The organism is Bacillus sp. THAF10 (assembly GCF_009363695.1).
Lineage (GTDB): Bacteria > Bacillota > Bacilli > Bacillales > Bacillaceae_I > Sutcliffiella_A.
On sequence record NZ_CP045403.1, the window covers coordinates 1,928,062 to 1,952,425 of the forward strand.

Consider the following 24,364-nt stretch of genomic DNA (forward strand, 5'->3'; position numbering starts at 1 on the left):
GAGTTTTTATGCAAAAAAACCGTTCACCACTATGTGATGAACGGTACAATATTTAACCTGATATATCTCTTCTATGATACCCGATAAAACCGATCGTCATTAGCATAAGAGAAATGATGCTTAGAATGAGCAGATTTTGCCATTGAAGCTCGTCAACAGGGATATTAGGGATATGTCCGTATGGGGAGAGATTTCCCATCCACTCCGGAAATTTCAACATGTTGCCAAGATAGACAACAAAAAACGAATATCCGAGGTACGCCCATGTTATTCCTGTAAGGCCAGGTTTCCATCCAATCGTTAACACTCCAATGGAAGTCATCACCCAAATTGCCGGTAGATAAACAAGGCCTGCTTTGAGAAATGCAAGTAAGGAGATTGGATCGATCATTACCGCATCCGCTGCGACCCACAATCCTATGAGTGAAAGAGAGAGCATTACAAATCCTAAAATTAAGGATAAAGCTAAATAGCTGCCTAATTGATTGAAACGAGAAACCGCTCTCGCTAAAAGATGCTCTGTACGATTCTTTTTTTCTTCCCCTTTTAGCTTTAACAAGAACATGAGGGGTGGTATGGTACAAATCATAGAAATTATCGCCATAAGCATGGTCATGAATTGTTCTGTTAACGAGACTCCTTCAATGGGAGGCAACATCTCCATCATCATTTCACTACTAGAGAAGAAGGATTCTAAGTCACCAAGGACAGACCCATACGATACTCCTAAAATAAACATCCCAATTGCCCATGAGATGATGCCTGTTCTTTGGAGTCTAAATGCTAATCCAAAAGGCGATGTGAGAGCCTTTGAGGCAAACCTTTTCCCTTTTTTCGCAGGTAAAAATCCTGATCCAAGGTCTCTAATTGCATTTAAATATAAACTAATTAGCGTGATGACAGAAGAGAAAATGAGCGCAATAAGTAACGGCCACCAATAGTTGTTGACATAAGTCTCCGTTGCCAGTATCCATCCAAGAGGAGAAAACCACGATAATGTTTCGTTACTAACATCTCCCACTGCCCGAATGAGATAAGCGATACCCAACACACTAAAAGAAAATCCGATCGTGCTTCTAGAGCTTTCCGAGAGCTGTGCAAACAATAAGGTAAGAGCGGCAAACATGACGCCTGTTACCCCTAGTCCAGCCCCATAAAGGAGAGAGCCTTGCAAGTCGATGGTTTCAATTCCCATAACATATAGCCCTAGACCATTTGCGAGCATTAATAATGTGTTTAGAATAATAACATATAGGAGAACAGCTGTTACATTTGCTAATCTGCCGACAGGAAGCGACCGTAGTAATTCGACTCTTCCCTCCTCTTCATCATTCCGGGTAAGACGACTTACTAGCAGGATATTCATGATAGCCACGACAATGGCAGTAAATAAAAGCATCTGATGCGCCATCATTGGTCCCTCGGTATAATTGTCCAGTCCATATCCTTTTCCGACCATGGCAGTCATAGCTGGATTTTTCATCGTTTCTGCCATCGCTTGCCGTTCTTGCTCGTTTGTATATAATCCCACTAAGGAGGAGGCTGTTAGCATCGTCATGAAGGTGATAGAGACAATCCATATTATAAGCCGTACTCGATCACGTTTTAGAATAAAAGTAAGAAGGTTTTTGGTCTGATTATAGCGTTCGTTGCTCATCAACCTTCTCCCCTTGAATGAATAATTTCTGTTCCTGCATAATGGCGCATAAATAGATCTTCTAAAGTTGGTGGAGAGCTTTCTAGTTTTGTAATTCCGTACTGAGAAATATGTTTCATGACACTTTCTAACGCTTCTGAGTCCACCTGTATGGATAAGGCAGTGTCTTGTTGTTTTATTTCATGAATTCCATTAAAAGATGTTAAGTCAGGAAGCGGTGTTTTTGTTTCCACTAGAAGATTGGTTCTTGTCAAATGACGGAGCTCTTGCAGGGTACCTGTTTCAATGATTTTGCCCTCTCTAATGATTCCCACTCTGTCACAAAGTTGCTCTACTTCCGAGAGGATGTGACTGGACAGGAGGACACTTCCTCCATTGTACTTTGCATCAAGTACGTAATCTTGAAAGACCTTCTCCATTAAAGGATCTAGTCCAGAGGTTGGTTCATCAAGAATATAAAGGTCCGCATCAGAAGCAAATGCTGCCACAAGCGCAACCTTTTGCCGGTTTCCTTTAGAGTAGGTACGGCATTTCTTAGTTGGATCGAGGTTAAATTTTTCAATAAGCTCTTCTCGTTTTTGCTTGTTCACACGTCCTCGAAGTTTCATAAAAAGATCAATGACCTCGCCACCCGTTAAGTTCGGCCAAAGGGTCACGTCTCCTGGTACATAGGCTACCCTTGTATGAATTTCCACTGCGCTTTTCCACACGTCCTGACCAAAAATGGTCGCATTTCCTTCAGACGCCTTTAAAATACCTAATAAAATTCGAATGGTTGTTGATTTTCCTGCACCATTTGGTCCAATAAACCCATAAACTTCACCCTCCGCCACTTTCATGTCAACTCCATCAAGCGCGGTGAATTTACCAAAAACTTTTTTCAGATTTGTTGTTTCTAAAATGGACATGTGAGACCCTCCCCCATTTGGTAAGAGTTTAATTATGAAATATTTTAACTCTTATAGTTCATAATATAAATAAATCGATCCTTTGACAAGAGTTTATGAAATATTTCATTTGTTTTATTACATAATTTTTAATAAAATGAAAAGGAGGTGAACAAATTGGACGGTTTTCAACGACGTAAAGAGCTAAAAAAGCAAAGTATTCTAGAAGCGGGACTGGCTCTCTTTATGGAGTATGGTATTCAAAAGGTCTCGATTGCAGAAATTGCCGAAAAAGCGAATGTTTCTCAAGTGACTATATATAATTATTTTGAAAGCAAGCATAAATTGTCTAAGGATGTTTTTGAATACTACATCACCAAGGCCTCAGAGGATTTTGAGAAGCTCGTATATAGTGATCTGCCATTTCCAGAGAAGATAAAGCAAATCATTTTCAACAAAAAGGAAATATCAAAGCAAATTCACCAAGAGTTTTATTATTTTCTTATGAAGGAATACGCCGATGAAGGAAACATCCTCGAAAAAATTTATGTAGAAAAGGCATTGCCATATTTCTCGAAGCTTTTTGAGGAAGGAAAACAGCAAGGGTATGTGGATCCTAACCTTTCACAGGAAGCTATTCTACTTTATGTACAAATGCTGAAGGACTATATGCAACGTGAGGATGTTTACACAAAGGTGCTTCCCCTCACAGAAGATATAACGAACATTTTCTTTTATGGCATTATCGGTAAAAAACAATAAACAGGCACACCAATTGGTTTTTGGGTGCCTGTTTTTTATTATCCTTTTTTTATGACCTCATCGATAATTCCATAATTTTTTGCTTCCTCTGCGGTCATAAAATTATCTCTGTCTGTATCCCGTTCAATTTTTTCAATTGATTGCCCTGTATAGTCTGCAATCATCCGATGAAGCTCCTCTTTCAACTTCAGTATGCGCCGAGCGGATATTTCAATTTCAGTTGCCTGACCTCTTGCCCCACCGAGTGGCTGATGGATCATAATTTCGCTGTTGGGTAGTGCTAGCCGCTTCCCCTTCGTACCTGCCATTAAAAGCATCGCACCAAAAGAGGCAGCCATTCCAATACAAATCGTTCGGACATCTGGTTTGATATAGTGCATAGTATCAAGTATGGCAAAGCCAGCAGTGGTGGAGCCCCCTGGACTGTTAATATAAATGGAAATATCCTTCTCCGGGTCATCCGCTGCTAAAAACAGAAGCTGTGCAACAACGGAATTTGCCAGATTATCATTTATTTCTGATCCTATCATAATGATTCGGTCTTTTAATAACCGAGAGTATATATCATAGGACCTCTCTCCTCGGTTGGAATGCTCAATTACATATGGTATGGTGTTCATCTAAAAACCCTCCTTCCCTATGCAGCACATGCATAGATATTTGTTGGAGTGTGAGCAGGAGTGGTTGGAATGGATTTTTTCGTCATGAATATAGTTGGCAAAGCTTCCAATAAGATAGATGGATCTTCCTCCCTTAGGCTTTCTTGAAAAAGAACAGTTAATGCTGTCCGTTCTTCTTCTGTCCAAAAGGATTGCACAAACGCATTGTCTTCCCCCTCTTTTTTTTCGAGGCGCTTGCGGGCACGATGCAACGTGGATTTAACGGATCCTTCTGTTGTATGAAGAACTTCAGCAATTTCAGAAGTCTGAAATCTGAATGCTTCTTTTAGAAAAAAGACGACAGCCTGCTTTGGAGTGAAGTGCTCTAAAAGTATATCCGTAGCAACTGATTGTTCCAACGAAGTATAATCTTTCTCCTCCATTTTGTCTGTGATAACTTCTCGTTGTCGTTTTCGTACAATATCAATCCATTGGTGATAGGCCACCTTTTGAAGCAGTGTACGGTGAAGAACAACAGGATTTTTATAAGCTTGCATTGCTTTTGTGATGGTTTCCTGAGCAAGGTCATTCCCGTCCCATTCGTTTTTTGTTAGGTATTGACAGTACCGAAGCAACTGTTGGTATGTGATTGAAAAGTTATTTTCCGCGCTTTCCTTGCTTTTTTCTAGAAAATGCATGGTGATTTTCACTCCTTTACTCCACTCTATTTACTAAACGAATAAGGTGTTATAAAAAGATACGGGTATCGTAAAAAAACTGTAAAGAAACATACCCCCACAATTTGCTTATCTTTACTTAATATTATTATCAAAGTACATAATCAGCTATAAGTATGATTTTAGGAGGGTCTTGATGCAAACATATGTAAAGGATTCATTGTTAGAATGGAAAGAGGATATGTTAAAACAGAAAAAAGAAATTGACGATGAATATGAAAAAGTAAAAAGTGATCTTAAGCTGTATTCTATTAAATTCAGCATCACCAAACAAGTAATGCAATCTACCATTAATGACGAAATAATTGATACGCTTAAAACTTCTTATCATCAGCCCTATGAAGAAAAGTTTAATGAGCTGAAAAACTACATTAAAGAGCTCGATGAAAAGCGGAAAGTGTTTCAAATGTTTATCGATAAAATTGAAAAAGCCAGTGAAACCGAGCTTGAACAAAAATGACCATCAAAAAGACAGCTGACTAAAAACGTTCAGCTGTCTTTTTTTCGTGAGCACTTAGGCATATGTCGAAACATCTTCTTGCTGATGCTTCCGTTTTCTATTTTTAATGATAAATACCAGTAATGATAGTCCTGAAAAAACTACTAGGAAAATAAACAAGACACTTATATTCTTCATTGCTCCTGACCAATCCCCGAGTGTGATGACGGATTTAAATCCAGCAATAGAATAGGTGAATGGCAGAAACGCGCTCAAGCTTCGATATTCAGGAGGAAGCATTTCAATTGGCAGGTTTGCCCCGGTTATGGAAAGCTGAAGTACCACAAACACGAGTGCCACAAGTCTTCCTACATTCCCAGCAAATGCGGATAAGAATAAAACAATAGATGCAAAAACGACACTTGTAAACAAAGTGAAAATGATAAACCCTAATGGATTGCTAATGTGTAGATTTAATAGAAAGAAAACAACCATTATTAATAACAAAGCCTGAGCAATAGCCAATGTGGCTAAATGCAAAAATTTCACGGTGAACCAGGAAAAACCGCTAATCTCCTCAGGCTTTTTAAAGGATATAAACATCGACATAATAAGAATTCCAACAAACAAACCAAGACTTAGGATATAAGGAGCTGTAGAGTCTCGGTAGTGCTCATAATTATTAACGGTTTCTCCAGCTAGCTCAACAGGAGAGGAGAACATCTGCACATTTTCATCGTTTGAGGAAATACCAGCACTTTTGTCCGCACCATCTTTTAGCCCATTTGCAAGTTGGCTTGTTCCATCATTGAGCTTTCCTGCACCATCATTTAATTTTCCTGTTCCCTCCTCTAATGTGCCCCAGCCTTCTTCAACACTTGATGTTCCATTACTAACCTTAAGCATGCCGTTATCAATTTTCTTTGCACCTGTTGTTAGCGCCTGCCATCCGGTGTCCACAGCTTCGTTACCATCTCTTATTTGACCTGCTCCATTATCAAGTGCCGTTACCCCCTTGATTAATTCTTGCCATCCTTTATTCACTTCCGCATTTCCAGCACTAAGCTGTCCAGCTCCATCTTCTAGTTTACCGGCTCCAGTGTGAACTTGTTGTTGCCCTGCAAGTAGTTTTTGAAGACCACTGTGAAGATTGGCGGAGCCTGTTCCTGCTTTAGAGAGACCACCAGCAATTTTATCCGCCCCAGTTTTAAGCTGCCCAGATTTAGAGGACAGTTTTTCTAACCCGTTGGAAATCTTCTTAGCACCGTCAATAATTTGTTGGTAGTATGGTCCAACATTTACGGTAGGGTTTGCTTTTTTATAATCTTCTAGACCTTGTACTAGCTCTTTAGAGCCTGCGTATAGTTCAGAAGCCCCGTTTTCAATGGCCCCAACCCCATCGGCTACTTTTTTTCCACCGGGAGCTAGTTCATTTACAAGGCCATTCTTTAAGTTTGCTCCCCCGGCCTCCGCCTGTTGAAGGCCATCTAAGAGCTGCCCTGTCCCATCCTGTAAACGAACCGTTCCTTCGTGAAGTTCCTTAGATCCATCAGATAGTCTTGCGATGTCCCCTTCTTTTTGTTGTAAGCGCTTTAATAAAGTAGCAGTGCCATCCTTTAATTTCTGTGTCCCATTAGCTAGTTTCGTAATGTCTGATTGCTTAGCGCTTAGCGTGGAGGCAAGTTGTCCTGTCCCGCCTTTTAACTCCTTTGCCCCATTAGCTAGCTTTGTGATGTCGCCAGATTTTTCTGATACAGATTGATGAAGCTGAGAAGTACCATCCTTTAACTTAGTACTCCCATCTGACAGTTGCTGGGATCCATCGGCAGCTTTTTGAAAGCCATTTGCCATTTCTCCCATCCCATTTAAAGCAGTAGCAGTATACTGCTCTGTAATGGTGTTTGCTAACTGTTCTCTTATTTTTTCTGTTGCACTTTTCGTTACTTGAGAAGCTAAAAAGTTCAATCCTTCATTTTGGATATATTCAAGCTTTGGCTTTTGAGGATTGTCATCCATGACCGAAGTAACTCGCTGTGAAAAATCCTTGGGGATAACAATGACCATATAATAATCGTTTGTTTGTAAACCTTTCATTGCTTCTGTGGATGAGGTAACGTCCCATCCAAGGCTTTTTCCTTCTGTTAAGTTTTCTACTAAATCATTTCCAACATGGATAGGCCTGTCATCTGAAGTTGCACCAACGTCTTCATTTACAACTGCAACTGGGAGATTGGAAAGATTATCATAAGGCCCCCAAGTTGCTGATAAAAGTATGCCTCCGTAAACAACAGGAACGAGTAAAGCTCCTACAATGGATGCTAAAATCGCTTTGTTTGCAAATAACTTCGAAAACTCCGCTGCTAGCAGCTGGAAAATATTCATGATCACCCTCCTATGAAATGAATGAATACCCATTCAATTTATATCACAGTATTCGAAAATTTCAGATATTTATGAGGGCACTTCGTGTTAATTGGATATATTGTCCTAGTAATCATGGCTTTTTAAGTAAGAAAGCCTGCACATAGGTACCATGTACAGGCTATTAGCACTTAAGATTTATTTATCATTTTAGCTGGGTCTACCCACAGCTCAAACTCTTCTTCTGTTAAAAGTTTTAATTTTAATGCAGCTTCCTTCAAAGTGGTTCCTTCTTGGTGTGCAAGCTTCGCAATCCTTGCAGCATTTTCATAACCAATATGTGGATTTAAGGCTGTTACAAGCATAAGCGAGTTTTGGAGGTTAAGTGCTATTTTTTCTTCATTAGGCTCTAAACCGATTAGGCATTTATCATGAAAACAGTGCATGGCATCAGCTAAAAGTTCTACAGATTGCAGGAAATTATAAATGATTACTGGCTTGAAAACATTCAACTCAAAATTCCCTTGGCTTGCTGCTATTCCAATCGTAACATCATTTCCCATTATTTGCGTGGCCACCATCGTTAACGCTTCACTTTGGGTGGGGTTTACTTTCCCCGGCATGATCGAACTGCCTGGTTCATTTTCAGGAATTTTTATTTCTCCAATTCCGCTTCTAGGACCACTGGCTAACCATCTGATATCATTGGCAATTTTCATTAAATCAGCAGCGAGCGCTTTTAACACTCCATGCACATGAACGATTTGATCATGACTTGTCAGCGCATGAAACTTATTTTCTGCAGAAGTAAACGTTTCACCAGTAGCTTTGCTTATTTCTTCTGCTACCATTTTCCCGAAGTCTGGGTGAGCATTTATTCCTGTCCCTACTGCTGTTCCACCGATGGCTAATTCTTTCATAAGTGGCAAACTATCCTTCAACATCTTTTCACATTTGACGATCATATGGTGCCACCCACTAATTTCCTGTCCAAGTGTGAGCGGCGTAGCATCTTGTAAATGTGTTCTGCCAATTTTCACGACCTCTTGATAGGCCATTGATTTTTGGAGAAGTGTTGCTTTGAATGTAGCAATCTTCGGGAGTAAAACCTCCTTCACTGCTGCAACACCAGCCATATGAAGAGCGGTTGGAAAGGTATCGTTGGAGCTTTGTGACATGTTAACGTCATCATTAGGATGAATATGTACATCTTCGTCCATTTCTTTTAATAATTCATTTCCTCTATTGGCTATTACTTCATTTACGTTCATATTGGTTTGCGTGCCGCTTCCCGTTTGCCAGACCGATAAAGGAAATTGATCATCCCAACGACCATTCGTGATTTCATCTGCCGCTTTAGAGATGGCAAGGGCTTTAATAGTAGGCAATCTGCCAAGCTTTTCATTAACAATTGCCGCTGCTTTTTTTAGCACCGCAAAGGCATGAATAATGATTATCGGCATTTCTTCTGACCCAATCGCGAAATTTTCTAAACTCCTTTGCGTCTGAGCCCCCCACCTCTTGTCCTTTGGTACCTTCACTTCCCCCATGGTATCCTTTTCCACTCGATAGTCCATGATTTCTCTCTCCTCTCTTAATATAACTTAGTATCCATTAACCTTCCTTATGAAAAATAAAACGTTCTATCTTGATAGTATTTCATTTTTTACATAAAAAACCCGTTTCGCAATTTTTTGCAGAAACGGGCTATCTTAAAAAGTATTATATAGTCACTTCGCCTTTAATGGCTTCCATACGTTCTTTTACTTCTTCCTCTGTTAGTTCATGCTGAGCAATGTATCTGTTTCGTGGGTGCACACGGCATTCATGAGAACAGCTGCGCATGTATTTATGTTCGTTCTCTTCAGAGGTTAAGATTTTTTTATTACATTCAGGGTTTGCACAGTTTACATAACGCTCGCAAGGTTCACCGGAAAAATAGTCTTTCCCGACAACGACTGTTTCTTTCTGGTTAATCGGAACACTAATACGCTCATCGAATACATAGCATTGGCCGTCCCAAAGCTCGCCTTGCACCTCAGGGTCTTTCCCATAAGTGACAATACCGCCGTCAAGCTGAGCTACATCATGGAAGCCTTCTTCTACAAGCCAGCCGGAGAATTTTTCACAGCGTACTCCGCCTGTACAGTAGGTAAGGATTTTCTTGCCTTCAAATTGTGTCTTGTTATCCTTAATCCATTGAGGTAGTTCTTTAAAGGTGTTAATGTCTGGTTTAATCGCGCCACGAAAATGTCCAAGATCATACTCATAATCGTTGCGAGCATCAATGACCACGGTGTCTTCACTTTGTAGTGCTTCTAACCATTCCTTCGGATTTAAGTGTTGACCAGTTGTTACGCGTGGATCGATGTCATTTTCTAGTCTTAATGTTACAAGCTCTGGACGATATCGAACTCGCATTCTTGGGAAAACATGCTCTGTTGCATCATCCACTTTGTAGGTTATATCTGAAAATAGCGGATGCTTTTCCATATAGTCGATATACGCATTGGTTTGTTCTTCTGTTCCGGAAACAGTACCATTGATTCCTTCTTTGGCAATTAGTACTCTTCCTTTTAATCCTAGACTGTCACACATATCTTTGTGCTCTTGTGTGACCTCTTCTGGATTTTCTATATCAACATATTTATAGTACAGTAAAATTTTGTATTCTTGACTCATTTCTATCACCTTTTCGTCTTATCTACTTGCAGGGTAGACATATTTTGTTGTACTTAATGGTAAGTTACAACATATTACTATAGCAAAAATGGGTGGGGAGTGGCAATAGTTTGTTTTTAGGAGGTGGATTTTGAAGGGAGTAGAGAATGATGTTGAGGGAAGTTGACTTGTCCAGGGGCGAATATTGTCGGTCGGTGTCGAATGGCATTTATATTGCCTCAAATGGCTTAAAAAATCGAAAAGTGGCTTAATTATTGAAAAAGTCGCTCAATTAATGAAAAGTTGGACAAATTATGTACAATAGCGGACAAAATAAATTTCCATTTATCCCTTCAAGCAACTTGCTCCCCAAAATACATGAAATAAGCCCCAACAATCAACACATGTTGAGGCTCAAACTGCCAAAACTTACTTAGCAGAACCAATATAATTTAATTTTTCTACCTCAACAGAGTCATAAGCACCATCAAGAATCTTACGAACGTCCTCTAATGTAGTTTGCAGGCTGACATCCTCCCCTTTTATTCCCGTGAATGACTCTGCAACAAAGAAGGGCTGCGTTAAATATGCCTCAAGACGCTCTCCTCGGTTAAAGGTATACCGTTCCGTTTCTGGAAGTTTATCCATGCCCCTTACTTGTACTAGCGAGCGAAGTTCCCGGTAGCGCCGGAGCAGCTTTTGTGCTTTTTGTTGAATAATTAAGTGATGCTGATCTAAGTGGGCACCTTCTAATACAGAAGAAGTGGAATGCACAGGATTTATTGCTGGATACTTAAATCGTGCGGCAAGGTCGGCATCAAATTCCCAAACCGTTTCAAGGGGCCCAAATGGCAAACTCTCATCGACCACATTTCCACTCAAGTCAAGCAGGAAAGTGGTAACTGTATCAACACCTGCGCGCTCAAGCTTTTCATGTAGCTCTTGAATGTTTCCATTTGCAACATGACTACGGTCCGATGCGACGACAAATTCTTTATTTGCACCAGCACCCATAATTTTTTCATAAATCTCATCAGGACTTTTTCCTACGAAATCAACTTCTCCAAGAATTTCCTGCACTTCTGGATGATTTCCTTCTGGTGAAAGAAGTATAGTGATGATCCCGTCACGTTTCATTCGGAAGAATAATTCAGCAAGCACTACTAGCTGACCCATACCTGGACGAGCTACCAAGCCATTGATTCCTCCTTTTGTAAGCGGTGCCAATAAATCAATCACTTTAATCTTCGTTTCCATCATCTCAACCTTCTCCCCTCTAATAATAAGCTCATCTAAACTACACTCTGCTAACTCAGCTAATGCTATGATGGTTTTTACTTCTGCTCTTCCCACTGGAATCTTCCCTGTACACAGATTTGATACTGTTGCTGGTCTTAAACCTACGGACTTTGCTGCACTAGTAAGGTTAGGTACTTTCCTTCGTAAAAGCGCTACATTTAATCGGATATTTTCCAATATTTTCACACCCCCTTACTCCAAAGAGTAATACAATTTATATTAAAAAGCAATAATAAATTACTCTTTGGAGTAAAAATAATTACTAATCAAGTTGAAAACAAAAAAACTCACGAGCTGTTACACTCGTGAGCAAAAATGATTGCTAGTCTTACACATCCATTTCCATTTCCCTTAAATCTGTCTCATTATATACGGAAGTATCTAATTCCTTGGTGACTTTACTTGTAAGAACCCCTGCTGTCATGCTTCCACTTACATTCACAGCTGTGCGGCCCATATCAATTAATGGTTCCACGGAAATTAACAAACCGGCTAGTGCAATCGGTAGATCCATTGCTGCTAGAACAAGAATTGCGGCAAAGGTAGCTCCCCCACCAACCCCAGCGACACCAAAGGAACTAATGGCAATTACCACTATTAGCATAAACAAAAAGGATGGATCAAGTGGATTAATGCCTACAGTTGGTGCAATCATTACAGCTAGCATGGCCGGGTATACCCCAGCACATCCGTTTTGGCCAATGGACAAACCAAAGGATCCTGAGAAGTTCGCAATTCCATCGGGTACCCCAAATCGTTTAGTTTGTGTTTTAATATTCAGCGGCAAGGCACCTGCACTTGTTCTGGAAGTAAAAGCAAACGTTAGAACAGGAATTGCTTTTTTTACATAGGTTAGTGGATTCAAGCCTGATAAGGCAAGTAAGCCTAAGTGGATGATGAAGACAATGCCTAGTGCCACATAGGACGCAGCAACAAATTCTCCAAGCTTTGCAATGGCCCCATAATCACTTGTTGAGGTTACCTTTGTCATGATTGCTAAAATACCATAAGGAGTTAATCGAAGTATGAGTGTCACTACACGCATGATTATCGAGTAAAAGGTGTCTACGAGCCGTGCGAAGGAATCTGCATGCTCCGGCGTCTTTCTTCTCACACCTAGATAAGCAAACCCAATAAATGCTGCAAAAATAACCACTGCGATAACGGAGGTGGAGCGCGCTCCTGTAAAGTCTAAGAAAACATTGGATGGAATGAAGTCGAGCATCTGTTGTGGGAAGGTTTTAGAAGACAAGTCTGCCGCTCGCTGCTCCATTTGTTGTCCTCTTGCAGTCTCTGCTTCACCTTGTTCAATTTGAATGGCTTCTAAATCAAATACGAGGGTGGTGCCAATTCCGACGGCTGCAGCGATTGCAGTCGTCCCAATTAGAATACCAATAATGAACGTACTAATTTTACCAATATTATTTTTTATCGTTAATCTTGTAAAGGCTGCAATGATACTGATAAACACGAGCGGTATCACAATCATTTGTAAGAATCGCACATACCCGCTTCCAACAAGATTGAACCAGTCTATTGATCCGCTGAGTACCTCTGACCCAGTCCCATATGCGTACTGAAGACCAAGACCGAAAACAATTCCAATCCCTAGGGCCGAGAAGACCCGCTTTGAGAATGATACCCCTTTCTTTTTCATGGTGTGGAGCCCAAGCATAAGTAAAAGTAATAAAACAATATTAAGGACAATGAACAAAGTATCCAACCCTTTTCGCTCCTTTCATAGATGTGTCGAAGAAAAACAGTCTTCCATAAATCATATGGGCTTAACGAGCGTACATGCTTAAAAAAAACAAAAGAGGCTGTCCTAATTTTAAGGACAACCTCTTTTGTTTATTGCTCTTTATCTACTTCGCCTTCAAAGGCAGCAGATACTCGTTCAAACTCTTCATCTGTTTCAATTTCAGAAAGCTCTCCATCTTCTTCGACTTTTAAGAAGAAAATGTCCACATCTCCTGTGGTTTGCTTTTCAATTTCTTCAACAAATCCCACAGCTACGTAGGTATCACCCTCAACATCCATCGTGCCTAATACTTCTAGCTCCTGCTCCTCATCGTTTTCATCTGTCACAATGAAGATGTCGCCAACCTCAACTTTTTCCATTTCACATGCTCCTTTCTATATGAACAATGACTATATCTTACCACAGTATGCTAATCTTATTATAGAACTGGGGGGATGGTTTTGATGGAATTATTAAATTTGGATGCAACAGCAATGGCGCAAATGGTGAAAGACAAGGAAATTACCGCACCTGAGCTGCTAGAAGCAGTGATTAACAGAATAGATAAAGTTAATTCAAAAGTTAATGCTGTAGTCACACCTATGTATGAGCAGGCACGGTTAAAGGCTGCTTTGCCCCATGAAGGACCTTTTTCTGGTGTGCCGTTTTTGATGAAAGATTTAGAGTTTGTTGAAGGTGCTAGATATACAGGAGGCTCGAGATTCCTTCGAGAGTTTCATTGCTCTGCCGATTCAGAATTAGCAAATAGAATTCATCGAGCCGGTTTTATCACCATTGGGAAGACGAACACTTGTGAATTTGGAATTCAACCAATCACAGAGCCTGAACTATTTGGAGCGACGAGAAACCCTTGGAATTTAGAATATACAGCGGGAGGCTCTAGTGGAGGCGCTGCTGCAGCGGTTGCCTCAGGAATGGTTCCATTAGCACATGCTTCAGATGGTGGCGGATCAATCCGTATCCCTGCCTCCTGCTGTGGGATATTTGGAATGAAGACTAGTAGAGGAAGAAATCCTAAAAACCCTGATGTCCTAGGCCTTGGAGTGAGTCATTGTGTATCCAGAACTGTGCGGGACAGTGCCGCTTTATTAGATAATACATACGGAAGCGGACTAGGGGACCCTTATCTTGCCCCGCTGCCAATTAGAAGCTATGCAGAAGAAGTGCTACTGGAACCAAAGAAATTACGAATTGCTCTCCTCACTACAACCTTTGATGGCAATCCTATTCATCCTGATTGTGTAGAAGCAGTGGAACAAACTGCAAGACTTTGTGAATCCTTAGGTCACCACGTGGAATTGGCGACCCCTGAAATCAACGTGGAGGAATTCACTAATCAATTTACCGTTCTTTGGTATCAAATGGTGTCGATGGGACTGATATCCCTGCCAAAGCTTGTTGGTAGAGAAGTGTTAGAAAATGATGTGGAACAACTTACATGGGAAATTGCAAAGATTGGAGAAACCTTTACAGGGGTTCAAACCCTATCTGCTGTTGCTTATATGCAGCAGCTAGCCGCGAAAATGGCCATGTTTTTCCAAGATTATGATGTATTTTTAACCCCAACCCTATCTGCCCCACCTGTAAAAATTGGAGATTTGGTTTATAAAGGAGATCTTGCTGAATACACAAGGCTAGTTAATGAATGGGTTCCTTATACTCCTTTAGCAAATGCAACTGGTATTCCAGCAATGTCCGTACCACTATATTGGAATAAAGAGAATCTACCGATCGGTTCACAGTTTTTTGCCAAGTATGGAGACGAAGCTACTCTCTTCCGACTTGCAGCCCAATTAGAACGAGCTAAACCGTGGTCAAATAAGTTTCCAGAGCTTTAGAAGCTAAAAAAACGAGCTCCCTTATCATAAGAGAGCTCGTTTCTTCGTGTGTTTTTAAAAGTTACAAGCCGCAATTGCCGTAACGTCATATAAGAAAGTTTTAAACCACCACTCCTGAAAGTGGGTGTTCGCAAAAACATTCCTGTCGTCCTCTAACGATGGAGGCATGACATTCCTGCTTTTATATAAAACTCCCTGTTTAAGTATAAAGGTTAAAACTTTGTTATCGTTACAAACATCGCAGCTTGTTTTAACATCGTACAAGACATTTAAATAAAATGCAAGTAGAAGAAAGAGATGTTATATAACCTCATGCAAATGCTGATTGCAATATGATCTAATCTGCTCTTCTTCCTCTTCCTCTAATTCAAAATCAAGAGGCTTGTTTGTTACGTCTTCATAGAATTGATAAGAGGCTATTTTCACGTTTTCTCCTGCAACTGCTAAGATAAGGCGTAAATAAACACCGTTTTCTGTGTAAAGTTCATCGTCTTCTGGAATTTCAAGCTCGAGAAAAAATTCGTAGCGTTCTCCTTCCAAAATGCCAGTCGGGTCTTTTAATTTTTCTGCTTCATGCCCTTTTATTATCAATTTTTATCCCTCATTTATAATTGATTTTGTTACGCTTGTTATTTGGCTCTTTCTTTGCACCATTTTCTTTTCTTTGCTTCTCTTTTCTTGCCTTCAAAATGTTCTTCTTTCGTTCTTCTTCATAGTCTTCACGATCAGGAATGCTTATTCCTTTAAAGATCATTCTTTCAATGGAATGACCGGTTCCTTTTTCTAATTGAGTGAGACTATCCATATCTCTAGGAGTGAAAAGTGTATAAGTCTCTCCTATCCCGTTTGCTCTTCCAGTACGTCCGGTACGGTGAATAAACGTTTCGAGATTTTCTGGGATATCGTAGTTAAAGACATGGGTAACACCCTCGACATCAATTCCCCTTGCGGCTACATCTGTTGCGACTAAATATTGAATTTTCGCTTCTCTAAAAGCTTTCATGGCACGATTTCTTTTGCTTTGGGGGATATCTCCGTGTAACGCTTCACAATTAACCCCATTTTGTTTTAACACCTCTGTAAGCTTTTGCACACGCGCTTTTGTTCGGCAAAAAATGATCGCAAGGTATGGCTGATGGGTCTCAGTCAGATGTAGCATCGTTCGTTCCTTCCGCCTATCTGTTGTTTCAACAGCGTAATGCGAAACAGTTGTTTCCCTCTCTTTTTTCTTAGCTGTTCGAATATATTGAGGGGAATTCATGTATTTTTTGGCTAAAGAATGAATTTCCTCCGGTATCGTGGCCGAGAAAAGCATGGTTTGACGGGAGGGAAACATCTCTGCAGTTATATCGTCCACATCAGGAAGGAAGCCCATTAACAGCATTTGATCTGCTTCGTCAATAACGAACATAGAAACCGTTGATAAATCTACTGTTCCTCTTCGTACATGATCAAGTAGCCTTCCTGGAGTTGCTACAATAACATGCTGTTCACCTTGTAATTTTTTTAACTGAGAATGAACGTCCTGTCCTCCATAAATGGCTAAAACATTAATTCCAGGTTTATTTTCCTTCGCTTTTTTTAGCTCTTTTGCAATCTGATGAGCAAGTTCTCTCGTTGGTGTAAGGATTAGGGCTTGGGTGTCTGGTACCCTTGTATCTACCTTATCTAAAATAGGTAGGATGAAAGCAAAGGTTTTACCAGTACCAGTTTCCGCTTGGCCAATAACATCCTTGCCTTCTAGAATGAGGGGAATTGCATTTGTTTGTATTTCTGTTGGAGCAGAAATTCCAAAGGATTTTAGTGTATGGTTTAATTCTTTACTAATACCCAATGATAAAAAATCAGTCAACTTCTATCACTTCTTTCTTCCGTTTATAAGCTTCAATTACTATATCACATTTTTCTTTGAACAAAAATAAAAACCGATACGCTCTACACGTACCGATTTTCAAAAATTACTTAAACCATCCCTTTTCTTTGGATTGGGTGATGGCTTCAATTCTGTTTTTCACTTCCAGTTTATCAAGAATGGTGGAAATATAATTTCTGACTGTCCCATATTTCAGTTGTAGCTCATCGGCAATTTCTTGTGTGTTTTTGCCGTCAGCAACAAGCTCAAGCACCGCTCTTTCTCTTTCAGTTAACGGGTTTTCCTCTCCGTAGAAATCATCTATCAGTTCAGGTGCATAGACCTTTCTACCTGAAACCACATTCCGAATCGAGTTTGCTAATTCTTCACTTGGGCTATCCTTTAGTAAATATCCACTCACTCCTGCTTTAATGGCACGTTGAAAATACCCACTTCGTGCAAAGGTTGTCAGAATAATAACCTTACAACCGGACCCTTTCAACTCTTCTGCTGCTTCTAGTCCTGTTTTATCTGGCATTTCAATATCCATGATGCACACATCCGGTTTATGCTGGTGATATAATGTCACTGCTTCGTTCCCGTTACCTGCCATTCCAACCACCTTCATGTCTTCCTCTAATTCCAGTAATGAACCAAGAGCCCCTAACATCATTCGTTGGTCTTCCGCGATCACGATTCGAATCATATTGGCTCCTCCTTTTCCCCTTGATTGACCATATTAGGCACCTTTATCAAAAGCTTTGTTCCTTTTTCGTGTTGAATGTCAAGCGTACCATTGACAAACTCTAATCTTTCCTTCATTCCTAATATACCACTGCCCTTAAAGGTATCTATTCCTTTTGCTTTCCCTATGCCATTATCTTCTACAGACAGGAGTATCTCATTTCCTACCTGTTTAATGGTTATCATGCAAACTGTAGCTTTACTATGTTTTACCACATTGGTTACCGCTTCTTTTAAGCACATACTCAATATATTTTCTAGAAACAAGGAATTCTTTTTTAAAGGCAGGTCCTCAATTATTTCCATTTTAATCTCCGCAGCATCAAGAAGCTGTCTCACACGGATGATTTCTTCCTTTAACCGGATCCCGCGCATTTGTGAGACCATCTGGCGAACTTCTTTTAATGCAGTTCTTGCGGTTTGTTGCACGTCGTTTAGCTCTAATTTTGCTTGTTCCGGATTTTGTAGGATAATCTTCTTTGCTAAATCACTTTTTAATCCAATTAAAGAAAGCTTTTGGCCGAGTGTATCATGAAGGTCTCTTGCAATTCTTTGTCGTTCCTCCTGAATGATTAGTTCTGATATTCGCTTATTTGCCACATCGAGTTGTGCCTCCAGTTGATCTTGTTTTCGTTTATTATAAAGGTTAAACGGAAGCAGGATGACAGCAATCCATATAATCACGACAAACGGTATTTGAGTTAAAAATAACTCGTCTCTTATAATAAAGTTGATGTTAATTGCCACAGTTGTTGCGATTAAATGAATAATGTAAAGCACGATAAAGGCAATTTTATTTCGTATTTTGCCATTGTAAAATGCAATATAAAAAGCAAAATAGATGAAATGAAACAAAATCGTCATGGTGATGGATATGGCAATTAGAATGCATGTCCATAAATACACCGGCCATTTTTTAGAAAGAAATGCTAAACGGTATGTAAGAAAGAAAATAATCGTTAAAATAATCCCAACAATGATTTCTGGAGTAGATGATGATTGAAAAATAAAATAAAAGGGGAGGATGCTGAAAACACTCCATATATAAGGAGAAATACCTGACCCCTTTTGGAAAATGGTAAATCTTTTTTTCATGTAAAAGCCCTCATTCTCTTCAAAAATTCTCTTAAGGTCATTTTATCATATTAACCAATTTAAATTGTCCATTGATCATGGATAATACCAACCACATACCACTTGCCATCCAACTGCTCCACGACAACACGAAGGCTTCTCCAATCCAATCCTTCATATTTTGGATCAATTCCTGAAAAATGAAACTCAATCACAATAGCATCAGGGTAGAATTCTTGTGCATTATCCAAGCTATTTCCTTGCCCTATGCGCTTGTTGGTCGATACCTCCTCTGGTTGAGCAAAATCTACATCATAAACAAACTTCTCATAATAATCTTGAAAGGTAAGATTAATCGGATCTCCTGACCCATCAAACTCTCCCCACGTATAGACCGTCTGATCTTGCCAAATTGTTTTTATTTGCTCCCCAGTAAAAGTTTGGTCAGATTCTTCCCTGATATATGCATAAGGAGTAAATCGGACTCCTTTCACTGGATGGACCACCTCACTTAATGTGGAGAAATCTTTATCTCTGAGTAAGGTAGCAACAGATAAGGCAAATTCATCTGCTTTTATTTCCTCTTGTTCTTCCTCTTCATCAGTGTGTCCATTTTCTACTGGAGTGGGGTCTTCCACTGCTTCTCCTTTTTCAAATAATGCACACCCAAATAAGGATAAAATTAAGCAAATGAAAATCGTTAGCTTTAAGTACCTCATACTCCTTCCCCCTTCGGATTAGTTTTACAAAATACTTTGCTATTCTCTATTGTATTATCACTTTGAGCATGAAAGAAGCAGGTTTTGGATATTCAAAAGAAACAAACCCGCTTATTCTTAGCGGGTTTTGGTAGGAAGTTAAGATAATTTTTCTTTCAAGCTTTCTAAGCTTTCTTGATAATACTCACTTGCAAGCTTGTACTGGCAATTGTCATAATAATATTTTGCGAGCATTTCCGTATATTTGACATTAAATCGTTTGTTTCCTGCTTTCTCAAAATAAGGTAACACTTGATCCTTAATATAAGATTCTATTTCCGGATTTTTATCAATTTTATAGATATGGGTGGTGAAATGAATGATATGCTCTTGGTTGTTGTCGCGTTTTGCTAATAGCAATCCCTGCTCTGCCCATTCTCTGGAAAATTCAAATTGGTTTAGGTTAATATATTCAAAAACAAGACCTAGAATAGAATAGACACTTCTACTATCCTGATTCTTAAGTTTGAGAGACTCTAAATAATAGTGAATAGCTTCTTCAGATTGTTGCAAACGAGATTTAATAGAGCCGAGGTTATTTAATGCCATTGATTCCAAATAGTTGTCCTTGATGGTCTCTCCAATATTTTTTGCGGACAGGAAATGTTTTTCTGCCATTTTATAGCGCTTGCAAAAATTGTTGTTAATTCCTAAAATGATGTGACATTCAGCGGAGCGGGTTTGATTGTAATTACTTTGATAGATGGTCAAGGCTTTCTCAGCGTAATAAATGGATTCAAATACTTCATTTGTTTTAATCTTTGTTAATGCAACTTGATAAAACAACTCCGCTCGATCATCATCTGCAAGCATTGGAAGAGCATCAGACAATGTCATTGCATTACTAAGAGCGAGCGTTGATTGAAGAAAATTGTCTGTACGATAATAATAAATACCTAAAGTTTTGTAATGAATATATTCTAAGGTGGGGTTTAAGCTCGTGGGTAACATATTAATTTGATTAAAAATAGGCTTATAAAGCTTCTTATCTTGAATCATTAAATAATATTTTAGTTTTACAATCAGATAAAGAAGTAGCTCTTCGTGTGTTATTTTATCTTCGCTTAATTCAAACTCATCATGAAGGTAATTAAATTTGTCTCTTGCCTGAATTTTATTCTGAGCAACAGTTAAGTCATATAAATTATATAGTAGTTCTTCTAGAGGAGATTTTATATTTCTGGCAGTTCGAATTTTTTGATTTTCATCCTTGTGTGCAGTGAGTTCGTCGGTGCAAAGAATTCCGTAATCGAGGCTGTAATGGAGAGGTGTTTTTTTTCTTGCAAGGCTATGAAAATGGTTATTTACAATACGCATCGATAAACCCCCTTTTGTGTGAATTATAAGAATATTTTACCACCTTATTCCACATTTTTGTACATTTTTCTAGTAAAATAGCTAATTTTATGTATAATTTTCTACTACACCTTCTCCGTCACAATTTAGCCCCATCTTCGCCATAAAGATGTCAAAAACAACTGCCGCTTCCCTGTTTTTCTTTTAAATAATAGGGAATATACTAGTAATAAGAGTCAGCGCAGACTTAATATTGTGAAATACTGAGCAAACTATTGTATAATGTAATGGAACACAGAGTTTCGATTGAGCTACACAAAGGAGTGAAGATGGATGTTTGAATATGATCCGGTGTTGTACAGCAGAATTCTTACCGGAATAACGTTGGCAGTACATGTAATTTTTGCAACTATCGGTGTTGGTGTGCCTCTTATGATTGCCTTAGCCGAATGGATGGGGATTAAACGTAAGGATGAGCACTATCGTTTGCTTGCAAGAAGGTGGGCAAGGGGTTTTGTTATTACAGTGGCTATTGGGGTAGTGACTGGTACAGCCATTGGTCTTCAGCTAAGCTTACTTTGGCCAAATTTTATGCAGCTTGCAGGCCATGTCATTAGTTTACCTCTATTTATGGAGACATTTGCATTTTTCTTTGAAGCTATTTTTCTTGGAATCTATCTTTATACATGGGATCGTTTTAAAAAGAAAATCTATCATTTTCTCTTGTTGATTCCAGTAGCGCTTGGAGCTACTGCATCAGGCTTTTTCATCACCACGGTAAACGGATTTATGAATGCTCCTCGAGGCTTTGATATAGAAAATGGTGTTTTGACAAATATTCGCCCTTTAGAGGCAATGTTTAATCCTGCTACACCAACAAAAGTAGCACATGTTCTTTCTTCTGCTTACTTAACGTCTGCTTTTGTGCTAGCAGCCATTGCCGCATTTGCGATTTTAAGAGGGAAAGACCATGTGTATCATAAAAAGGCACTGCATCTTACCATGACTGCAGCAGCAATTTTTGCGATATCAACCGCTATTATTGGAGATTTCTCCGGTAAATACCTAGCTGAGTATCAGCCAGAAAAGCTAGCAGCAGCAGAATGGCATTTTGAAACGACAACAGAAGCTCCATTGATTGTAGGTGGAATTCTAGATGAAGAAAATAGAGTGAAATATGCTTTAGAGATACCATATGCATTAAGTATACTTGCACACGGTGATCCAGGTGCAGAGGTTATTGGACTGGAGGAATTCCCAGAAGAAGAATTACCACCACTAGTTGTTCATTATTTCTTTGACCTTATGGTGGGAATCGGGATGTTTCTGGCGTTCATTTCTATTCTTTATGTGCTGATTGCTAAAGTACGGAAATGGAATCAATGGAACAAACCATTGCTTTGGGCAATTTTAGCAGGTGGTCCCCTCTCTCTCCTTGCCATTGAGATGGGTTGGTTCTTTGCAGAATTAGGGAGACAGCCATGGTTACTCGTGGGTTATATGACAGTAGAACAAGGTGCGACCACATCAGATCATGTGGATTTAATGATCGTCTTGTTTGTGCTACTCTATCTAGTACTTCTCTCTACATGTACCACTGTTTTACGAAAAATGTTCAAAAATAACCCGGTGGAGAAAGAGCTCCAAGATAGAGGGATGGAATGAGGAGGATAACAAATGAGCTATGAAGTAATTGGAATCACGGTGCTTTGGACATTTCTATATGGTTATTTGATTGTCGCTTCCATCGACTTTGGCGCCGGGTTTTTTAGTTTTTATTCGAGATTGACAAAAAAGGATCATCTTATTGACAAAATTATCGTTCGTTACCTTTCCCCAGTTTGGGAGGTCACGAACGTGTTCTTAGTGTTTTTCTTTATTGGGATAGTTGGGTTCTTCCCTTCTACTGCCTATTACTATGGAACAACACTACTTGTTCCTGGAAGCATTGCAATCGTTTTACTCGCCATACGTGGTTCTTATTACGCGTTTCATCATTACGGTGAAAAAGGAAGTCTTGCTTACCAAGCGTTATACGGCGCAACTGGTCTTTTAATACCAGCTTCTTTGTCTGTTGTTTTGACTATTTCAGAGGGTGGCTACATCTATAAATACGAGGACTCTGTGTGGCTTGACTATCACGCATTGTTTACCAGCTTTTACTCATGGGCAGTTGTTCTATTAGCCATTGTTAGTGTGCTTTACATCTCAGCATTTTTCCTAGCTTTTTATGCAAATGTTGCTCGTGATGAAAAAGCCTTTGAAGTACTTAGAAAATATGCTTTGAACTGGAGTTTGCCAACTATTCTTGCAAGTGTATTAGTATTTTTCGCAGTCAGTGACCATAATGCTATTCACTTTGAACGTATGCTAGGCCACTCCTGGTTGTTCAGTCTCTCCTTTCTCTTTTTCCTTGGCGCCGTTTATCTGATGTGGAAAAAGAGAAATCTTGGCATAGCATTTATACTCGTGATGCTGCAATTTGCAACAGCATTTTACGGGTATGGAGCTTCTCACATGCCTTACCTGTTATATCCTTACTTAACAATTTATGATGGATTTACGAACGAATCGATGGCAATTGCTTTAATTACGGCATTCATTGCGGGACTTTTCCTACTTATTCCATCGTTGTATCTGTTAATGCGTTTGTTCTTGTTTGATAACAAATACGTGCAAGGAAAAAAATAAGGAGGCAAAATTATGGAGCATTTTTTAATCATGTATGCATCCCCCCTCATCGTTGTTGCTGGAATTACAGTATTATTCCTTTGGGGAGCTATGGGGAAAGAAAAGTATAAATAAACAAAATAAAAGCTGTCTGAAAGTCAGAAAACGTTGACTTTTAGACAGCTTTTTTTGGAACGGCTGGGAGGCCACTGGTAATCTCCGCAAAATGGTTCCACATCCCAGGGGCGATGCAGGAGCATCCTCGGGCTATTGCCTTGCTGGGTTCTCCTGTTAATCGCTTCATTTGCGAAAATAGTCTCCGCCTTTTGCTCCAATCACCCATTTGTAACTTTTTTTGAATCATGCTTCCGACATATCAGGAGTTTTTTTATAAATCTTTTCTAGTATATGGAAAGCCATAAATTTTCTTTAGTTGTAAGAGGTTGGAGTTGAAGTCTTCGACACTAGCTGGTCGCTTTATCGAGGTGGTTTCTCCATCTTTAAAATGAAATTCGAAATAATCTTGATCCTCTTCATTATCAATGGTCAAATAGACTTTTTCTACATCCTGCCAGCCATATTTTTTTTCTTGTGATAAGCCAGATGTTCTCCAAGCAACCCCCTCTTCCCCAACTAAAACATAACTCATGGAGGCAAACGCCATAATCCCAAGTGCCAACACAATACCTAAAGACATGAAAAGTACTTTTTTATGGTAATACAGATAAGAAAATATAGACGCAAATAGAAGAAGCACACAACCAATCGTGTATAAGATATAGACATTTTTCGGCGTTTTCAATACCCATACATTGGCATCATCATATAAAATCCCTTGAACAATAAAAGGTACCACCCAAACAATTATCGGCGCAATTATCAATATGGCAATGGCAAGTCCAATAAAATTATGCTTTTTTTCTCTGATCATCCTGTATTCCCCCTTTGATACTATTACGAACAAAGAG

At 39.4% G+C, this 24,364-nt stretch carries 22 protein-coding genes and 1 other RNA gene; 5 read left to right on the forward strand and 18 right to left on the reverse strand.

Annotated elements, in window-relative coordinates:
* Positions 1-52 precede the first annotated feature (52 nt).
* Together FIU87_RS10100 and FIU87_RS10105 are read right to left on the reverse strand one after the other, a co-directional pair.
* A complete protein-coding gene (locus FIU87_RS10100) occupies positions 53-1,657 on the reverse strand; it encodes an ABC transporter permease (protein ID WP_152444477.1) in 1,605 nt (534 codons plus the stop codon).
* Complete coding sequence (locus FIU87_RS10105; protein ID WP_152444478.1) at positions 1,657-2,565, reverse strand: ABC transporter ATP-binding protein; 909 nt, start codon at positions 2,563-2,565, stop codon at positions 1,657-1,659. The genes FIU87_RS10100 and FIU87_RS10105 overlap by 1 nt, the downstream gene beginning before the upstream one ends.
* A 156-nt stretch (positions 2,566-2,721) precedes the next feature.
* On the opposite strand from FIU87_RS10105, the gene FIU87_RS10110 reads away from it, so the two are divergent.
* On the forward strand, positions 2,722-3,306 hold the full coding sequence (locus FIU87_RS10110) for a TetR/AcrR family transcriptional regulator (RefSeq protein ID WP_152444479.1): 585 nt from the start codon (positions 2,722-2,724) through the stop codon (positions 3,304-3,306).
* Positions 3,307-3,344: 38 nt separating this feature from the next.
* Here the strand turns inward: FIU87_RS10110 and clpP are convergent, their stop codons facing one another.
* Positions 3,345-3,926 carry an ATP-dependent Clp endopeptidase proteolytic subunit ClpP gene (gene clpP / locus FIU87_RS10115; protein ID WP_152444480.1) on the reverse strand — a complete coding sequence of 194 codons (582 nt, stop codon included), beginning with the start codon at positions 3,924-3,926 and terminating at the stop codon, positions 3,345-3,347.
* A 17-nt stretch (positions 3,927-3,943) separates the two neighbouring features.
* Positions 3,944-4,603, reverse strand: coding sequence for a sigma-70 family RNA polymerase sigma factor (locus FIU87_RS10120; RefSeq protein ID WP_152444481.1), 660 nt, complete (start codon positions 4,601-4,603; stop codon positions 3,944-3,946).
* Positions 4,604-4,778: 175 nt separating this feature from the next.
* Here FIU87_RS10120 and FIU87_RS10125 point away from each other — a divergent pair, with 175 nt between their 5' ends.
* On the forward strand, positions 4,779-5,102 hold the full coding sequence (locus FIU87_RS10125; protein ID WP_152444482.1) for a hypothetical protein: 324 nt from the start codon (positions 4,779-4,781) through the stop codon (positions 5,100-5,102).
* 54 nt (positions 5,103-5,156) lie between these two features.
* Here the strand turns inward: FIU87_RS10125 and FIU87_RS10130 are convergent, their stop codons facing one another.
* From FIU87_RS10130 to FIU87_RS10155, 6 genes are all read right to left on the reverse strand, one after another.
* Entirely contained in the window at positions 5,157-7,463 is a 2,307-nt protein-coding gene (locus FIU87_RS10130; RefSeq protein ID WP_172971018.1) for a YhgE/Pip domain-containing protein, read from the reverse strand.
* Between the two features lie 170 nt (positions 7,464-7,633).
* Positions 7,634-9,019: a class II fumarate hydratase gene (gene fumC / locus FIU87_RS10135; RefSeq protein ID WP_152444484.1), complete on the reverse strand. Its 1,386-nt coding sequence runs from the start codon at positions 9,017-9,019 to the stop codon at positions 7,634-7,636.
* 145 nt (positions 9,020-9,164) lie between these two features.
* Positions 9,165-10,124, reverse strand: a complete 960-nt coding sequence (locus FIU87_RS10140) for an oxygen-dependent tRNA uridine(34) hydroxylase TrhO (RefSeq protein ID WP_152444485.1) — start codon at positions 10,122-10,124, stop codon at positions 9,165-9,167.
* A gap of 408 nt (positions 10,125-10,532) precedes the next feature.
* Positions 10,533-11,579 (reverse strand): ATP synthase beta subunit C-terminal domain-containing protein, encoded by a 1,047-nt coding sequence (locus FIU87_RS10145; RefSeq protein ID WP_152446501.1) that lies wholly within the window; start codon positions 11,577-11,579, stop codon positions 10,533-10,535.
* 151 nt (positions 11,580-11,730) lie between these two features.
* Positions 11,731-13,125: an L-cystine transporter gene (locus FIU87_RS10150; protein WP_152444486.1), complete on the reverse strand. Its 1,395-nt coding sequence runs from the start codon at positions 13,123-13,125 to the stop codon at positions 11,731-11,733.
* A gap of 128 nt (positions 13,126-13,253) precedes the next feature.
* On the reverse strand, positions 13,254-13,523 hold the full coding sequence (locus tag FIU87_RS10155) for a DUF1292 domain-containing protein (protein ID WP_152444487.1): 270 nt from the start codon (positions 13,521-13,523) through the stop codon (positions 13,254-13,256).
* An 84-nt stretch (positions 13,524-13,607) separates the two neighbouring features.
* On the opposite strand from FIU87_RS10155, the gene FIU87_RS10160 reads away from it, so the two are divergent.
* The gene (locus FIU87_RS10160) at positions 13,608-15,002 is read left to right on the forward strand and encodes an amidase (RefSeq protein ID WP_253905552.1); all 1,395 of its coding nucleotides are present in this window, start codon (positions 13,608-13,610) and stop codon (positions 15,000-15,002) included.
* 61 nt (positions 15,003-15,063) lie between these two features.
* On the opposite strand, the gene ssrS is transcribed toward FIU87_RS10160, so the two are convergent.
* The 7 genes from ssrS to FIU87_RS10195 form a co-directional block, all read right to left on the reverse strand.
* A non-coding RNA gene (ssrS, locus tag FIU87_RS10165) (6S RNA) lies at positions 15,064-15,252 on the reverse strand.
* 50 nt (positions 15,253-15,302) lie between these two features.
* On the reverse strand, positions 15,303-15,593 hold the full coding sequence (locus FIU87_RS10170; RefSeq protein ID WP_152444489.1) for a DUF6509 family protein: 291 nt from the start codon (positions 15,591-15,593) through the stop codon (positions 15,303-15,305).
* Between the two features lie 10 nt (positions 15,594-15,603).
* The gene (locus tag FIU87_RS10175; protein WP_152444490.1) at positions 15,604-16,854 is read right to left on the reverse strand and encodes a DEAD/DEAH box helicase; all 1,251 of its coding nucleotides are present in this window, start codon (positions 16,852-16,854) and stop codon (positions 15,604-15,606) included.
* Between the two features lie 106 nt (positions 16,855-16,960).
* A complete protein-coding gene (locus tag FIU87_RS10180) occupies positions 16,961-17,560 on the reverse strand; it encodes a response regulator transcription factor (protein ID WP_152444491.1) in 600 nt (199 codons plus the stop codon).
* Positions 17,557-18,693 carry a sensor histidine kinase gene (locus FIU87_RS10185; RefSeq protein WP_152444492.1) on the reverse strand — a complete coding sequence of 379 codons (1,137 nt, stop codon included), beginning with the start codon at positions 18,691-18,693 and terminating at the stop codon, positions 17,557-17,559. Before FIU87_RS10185 ends, FIU87_RS10180 begins: the two co-directional genes overlap by 4 nt.
* 59 nt (positions 18,694-18,752) lie before the next feature.
* On the reverse strand, positions 18,753-19,391 hold the full coding sequence (locus FIU87_RS10190) for a hypothetical protein (protein ID WP_152444493.1): 639 nt from the start codon (positions 19,389-19,391) through the stop codon (positions 18,753-18,755).
* 138 nt (positions 19,392-19,529) lie between these two features.
* Positions 19,530-20,747 (reverse strand): tetratricopeptide repeat protein, encoded by a 1,218-nt coding sequence (locus tag FIU87_RS10195; RefSeq protein WP_152444494.1) that lies wholly within the window; start codon positions 20,745-20,747, stop codon positions 19,530-19,532.
* A 312-nt stretch (positions 20,748-21,059) separates the two neighbouring features.
* Between FIU87_RS10195 and FIU87_RS10200 the strand changes: the two genes are divergently transcribed.
* Together FIU87_RS10200 and FIU87_RS10205 are read left to right on the forward strand one after the other, a co-directional pair.
* Positions 21,060-22,391, forward strand: coding sequence for a cytochrome ubiquinol oxidase subunit I (locus FIU87_RS10200; RefSeq protein ID WP_152444495.1), 1,332 nt, complete (start codon positions 21,060-21,062; stop codon positions 22,389-22,391).
* Between the two features lie 12 nt (positions 22,392-22,403).
* Entirely contained in the window at positions 22,404-23,417 is a 1,014-nt protein-coding gene (locus FIU87_RS10205) for a cytochrome d ubiquinol oxidase subunit II (RefSeq protein ID WP_152444496.1), read from the forward strand.
* Positions 23,418-23,784: 367 nt separating this feature from the next.
* Here the strand turns inward: FIU87_RS10205 and FIU87_RS10210 are convergent, their stop codons facing one another.
* Positions 23,785-24,327, reverse strand: a complete 543-nt coding sequence (locus FIU87_RS10210; RefSeq protein WP_152444497.1) for a hypothetical protein — start codon at positions 24,325-24,327, stop codon at positions 23,785-23,787.
* Between the last annotated feature and the right edge of the window lie 37 nt (positions 24,328-24,364).

Coding starts and splice junctions, on each gene's coding strand:
- FIU87_RS10205 (WP_152444496.1), top strand. CDS start 22,404: ATGAGCTATGAAGTAATTGGAATCACGGTGCTTTGGACATTTCTATAT.
- FIU87_RS10105 (WP_152444478.1), bottom strand. CDS start 2,565: ATGTCCATTTTAGAAACAACAAATCTGAAAAAAGTTTTTGGTAAATTC.
- FIU87_RS10120 (WP_152444481.1), bottom strand. CDS start 4,603: ATGCATTTTCTAGAAAAAAGCAAGGAAAGCGCGGAAAATAACTTTTCA.
- FIU87_RS10100 (WP_152444477.1), bottom strand. CDS start 1,657: ATGAGCAACGAACGCTATAATCAGACCAAAAACCTTCTTACTTTTATT.
- FIU87_RS10130 (WP_172971018.1), bottom strand. CDS start 7,463: ATGAATATTTTCCAGCTGCTAGCAGCGGAGTTTTCGAAGTTATTTGCA.
- FIU87_RS10160 (WP_253905552.1), top strand. CDS start 13,608: ATGGAATTATTAAATTTGGATGCAACAGCAATGGCGCAAATGGTGAAA.
- fumC (WP_152444484.1), bottom strand. CDS start 9,019: ATGGACTATCGAGTGGAAAAGGATACCATGGGGGAAGTGAAGGTACCA.
- FIU87_RS10185 (WP_152444492.1), bottom strand. CDS start 18,693: ATGAAAAAAAGATTTACCATTTTCCAAAAGGGGTCAGGTATTTCTCCT.
- FIU87_RS10180 (WP_152444491.1), bottom strand. CDS start 17,560: ATGATTCGAATCGTGATCGCGGAAGACCAACGAATGATGTTAGGGGCT.
- FIU87_RS10200 (WP_152444495.1), top strand. CDS start 21,060: ATGTTTGAATATGATCCGGTGTTGTACAGCAGAATTCTTACCGGAATA.
- FIU87_RS10190 (WP_152444493.1), bottom strand. CDS start 19,391: ATGAGGTACTTAAAGCTAACGATTTTCATTTGCTTAATTTTATCCTTA.
- FIU87_RS10140 (WP_152444485.1), bottom strand. CDS start 10,124: ATGAGTCAAGAATACAAAATTTTACTGTACTATAAATATGTTGATATA.
- FIU87_RS10125 (WP_152444482.1), top strand. CDS start 4,779: ATGCAAACATATGTAAAGGATTCATTGTTAGAATGGAAAGAGGATATG.
- FIU87_RS10155 (WP_152444487.1), bottom strand. CDS start 13,523: ATGGAAAAAGTTGAGGTTGGCGACATCTTCATTGTGACAGATGAAAAC.
- clpP (WP_152444480.1), bottom strand. CDS start 3,926: ATGAACACCATACCATATGTAATTGAGCATTCCAACCGAGGAGAGAGG.
- FIU87_RS10195 (WP_152444494.1), bottom strand. CDS start 20,747: ATGCGTATTGTAAATAACCATTTTCATAGCCTTGCAAGAAAAAAAACA.
- FIU87_RS10210 (WP_152444497.1), bottom strand. CDS start 24,327: ATGATCAGAGAAAAAAAGCATAATTTTATTGGACTTGCCATTGCCATA.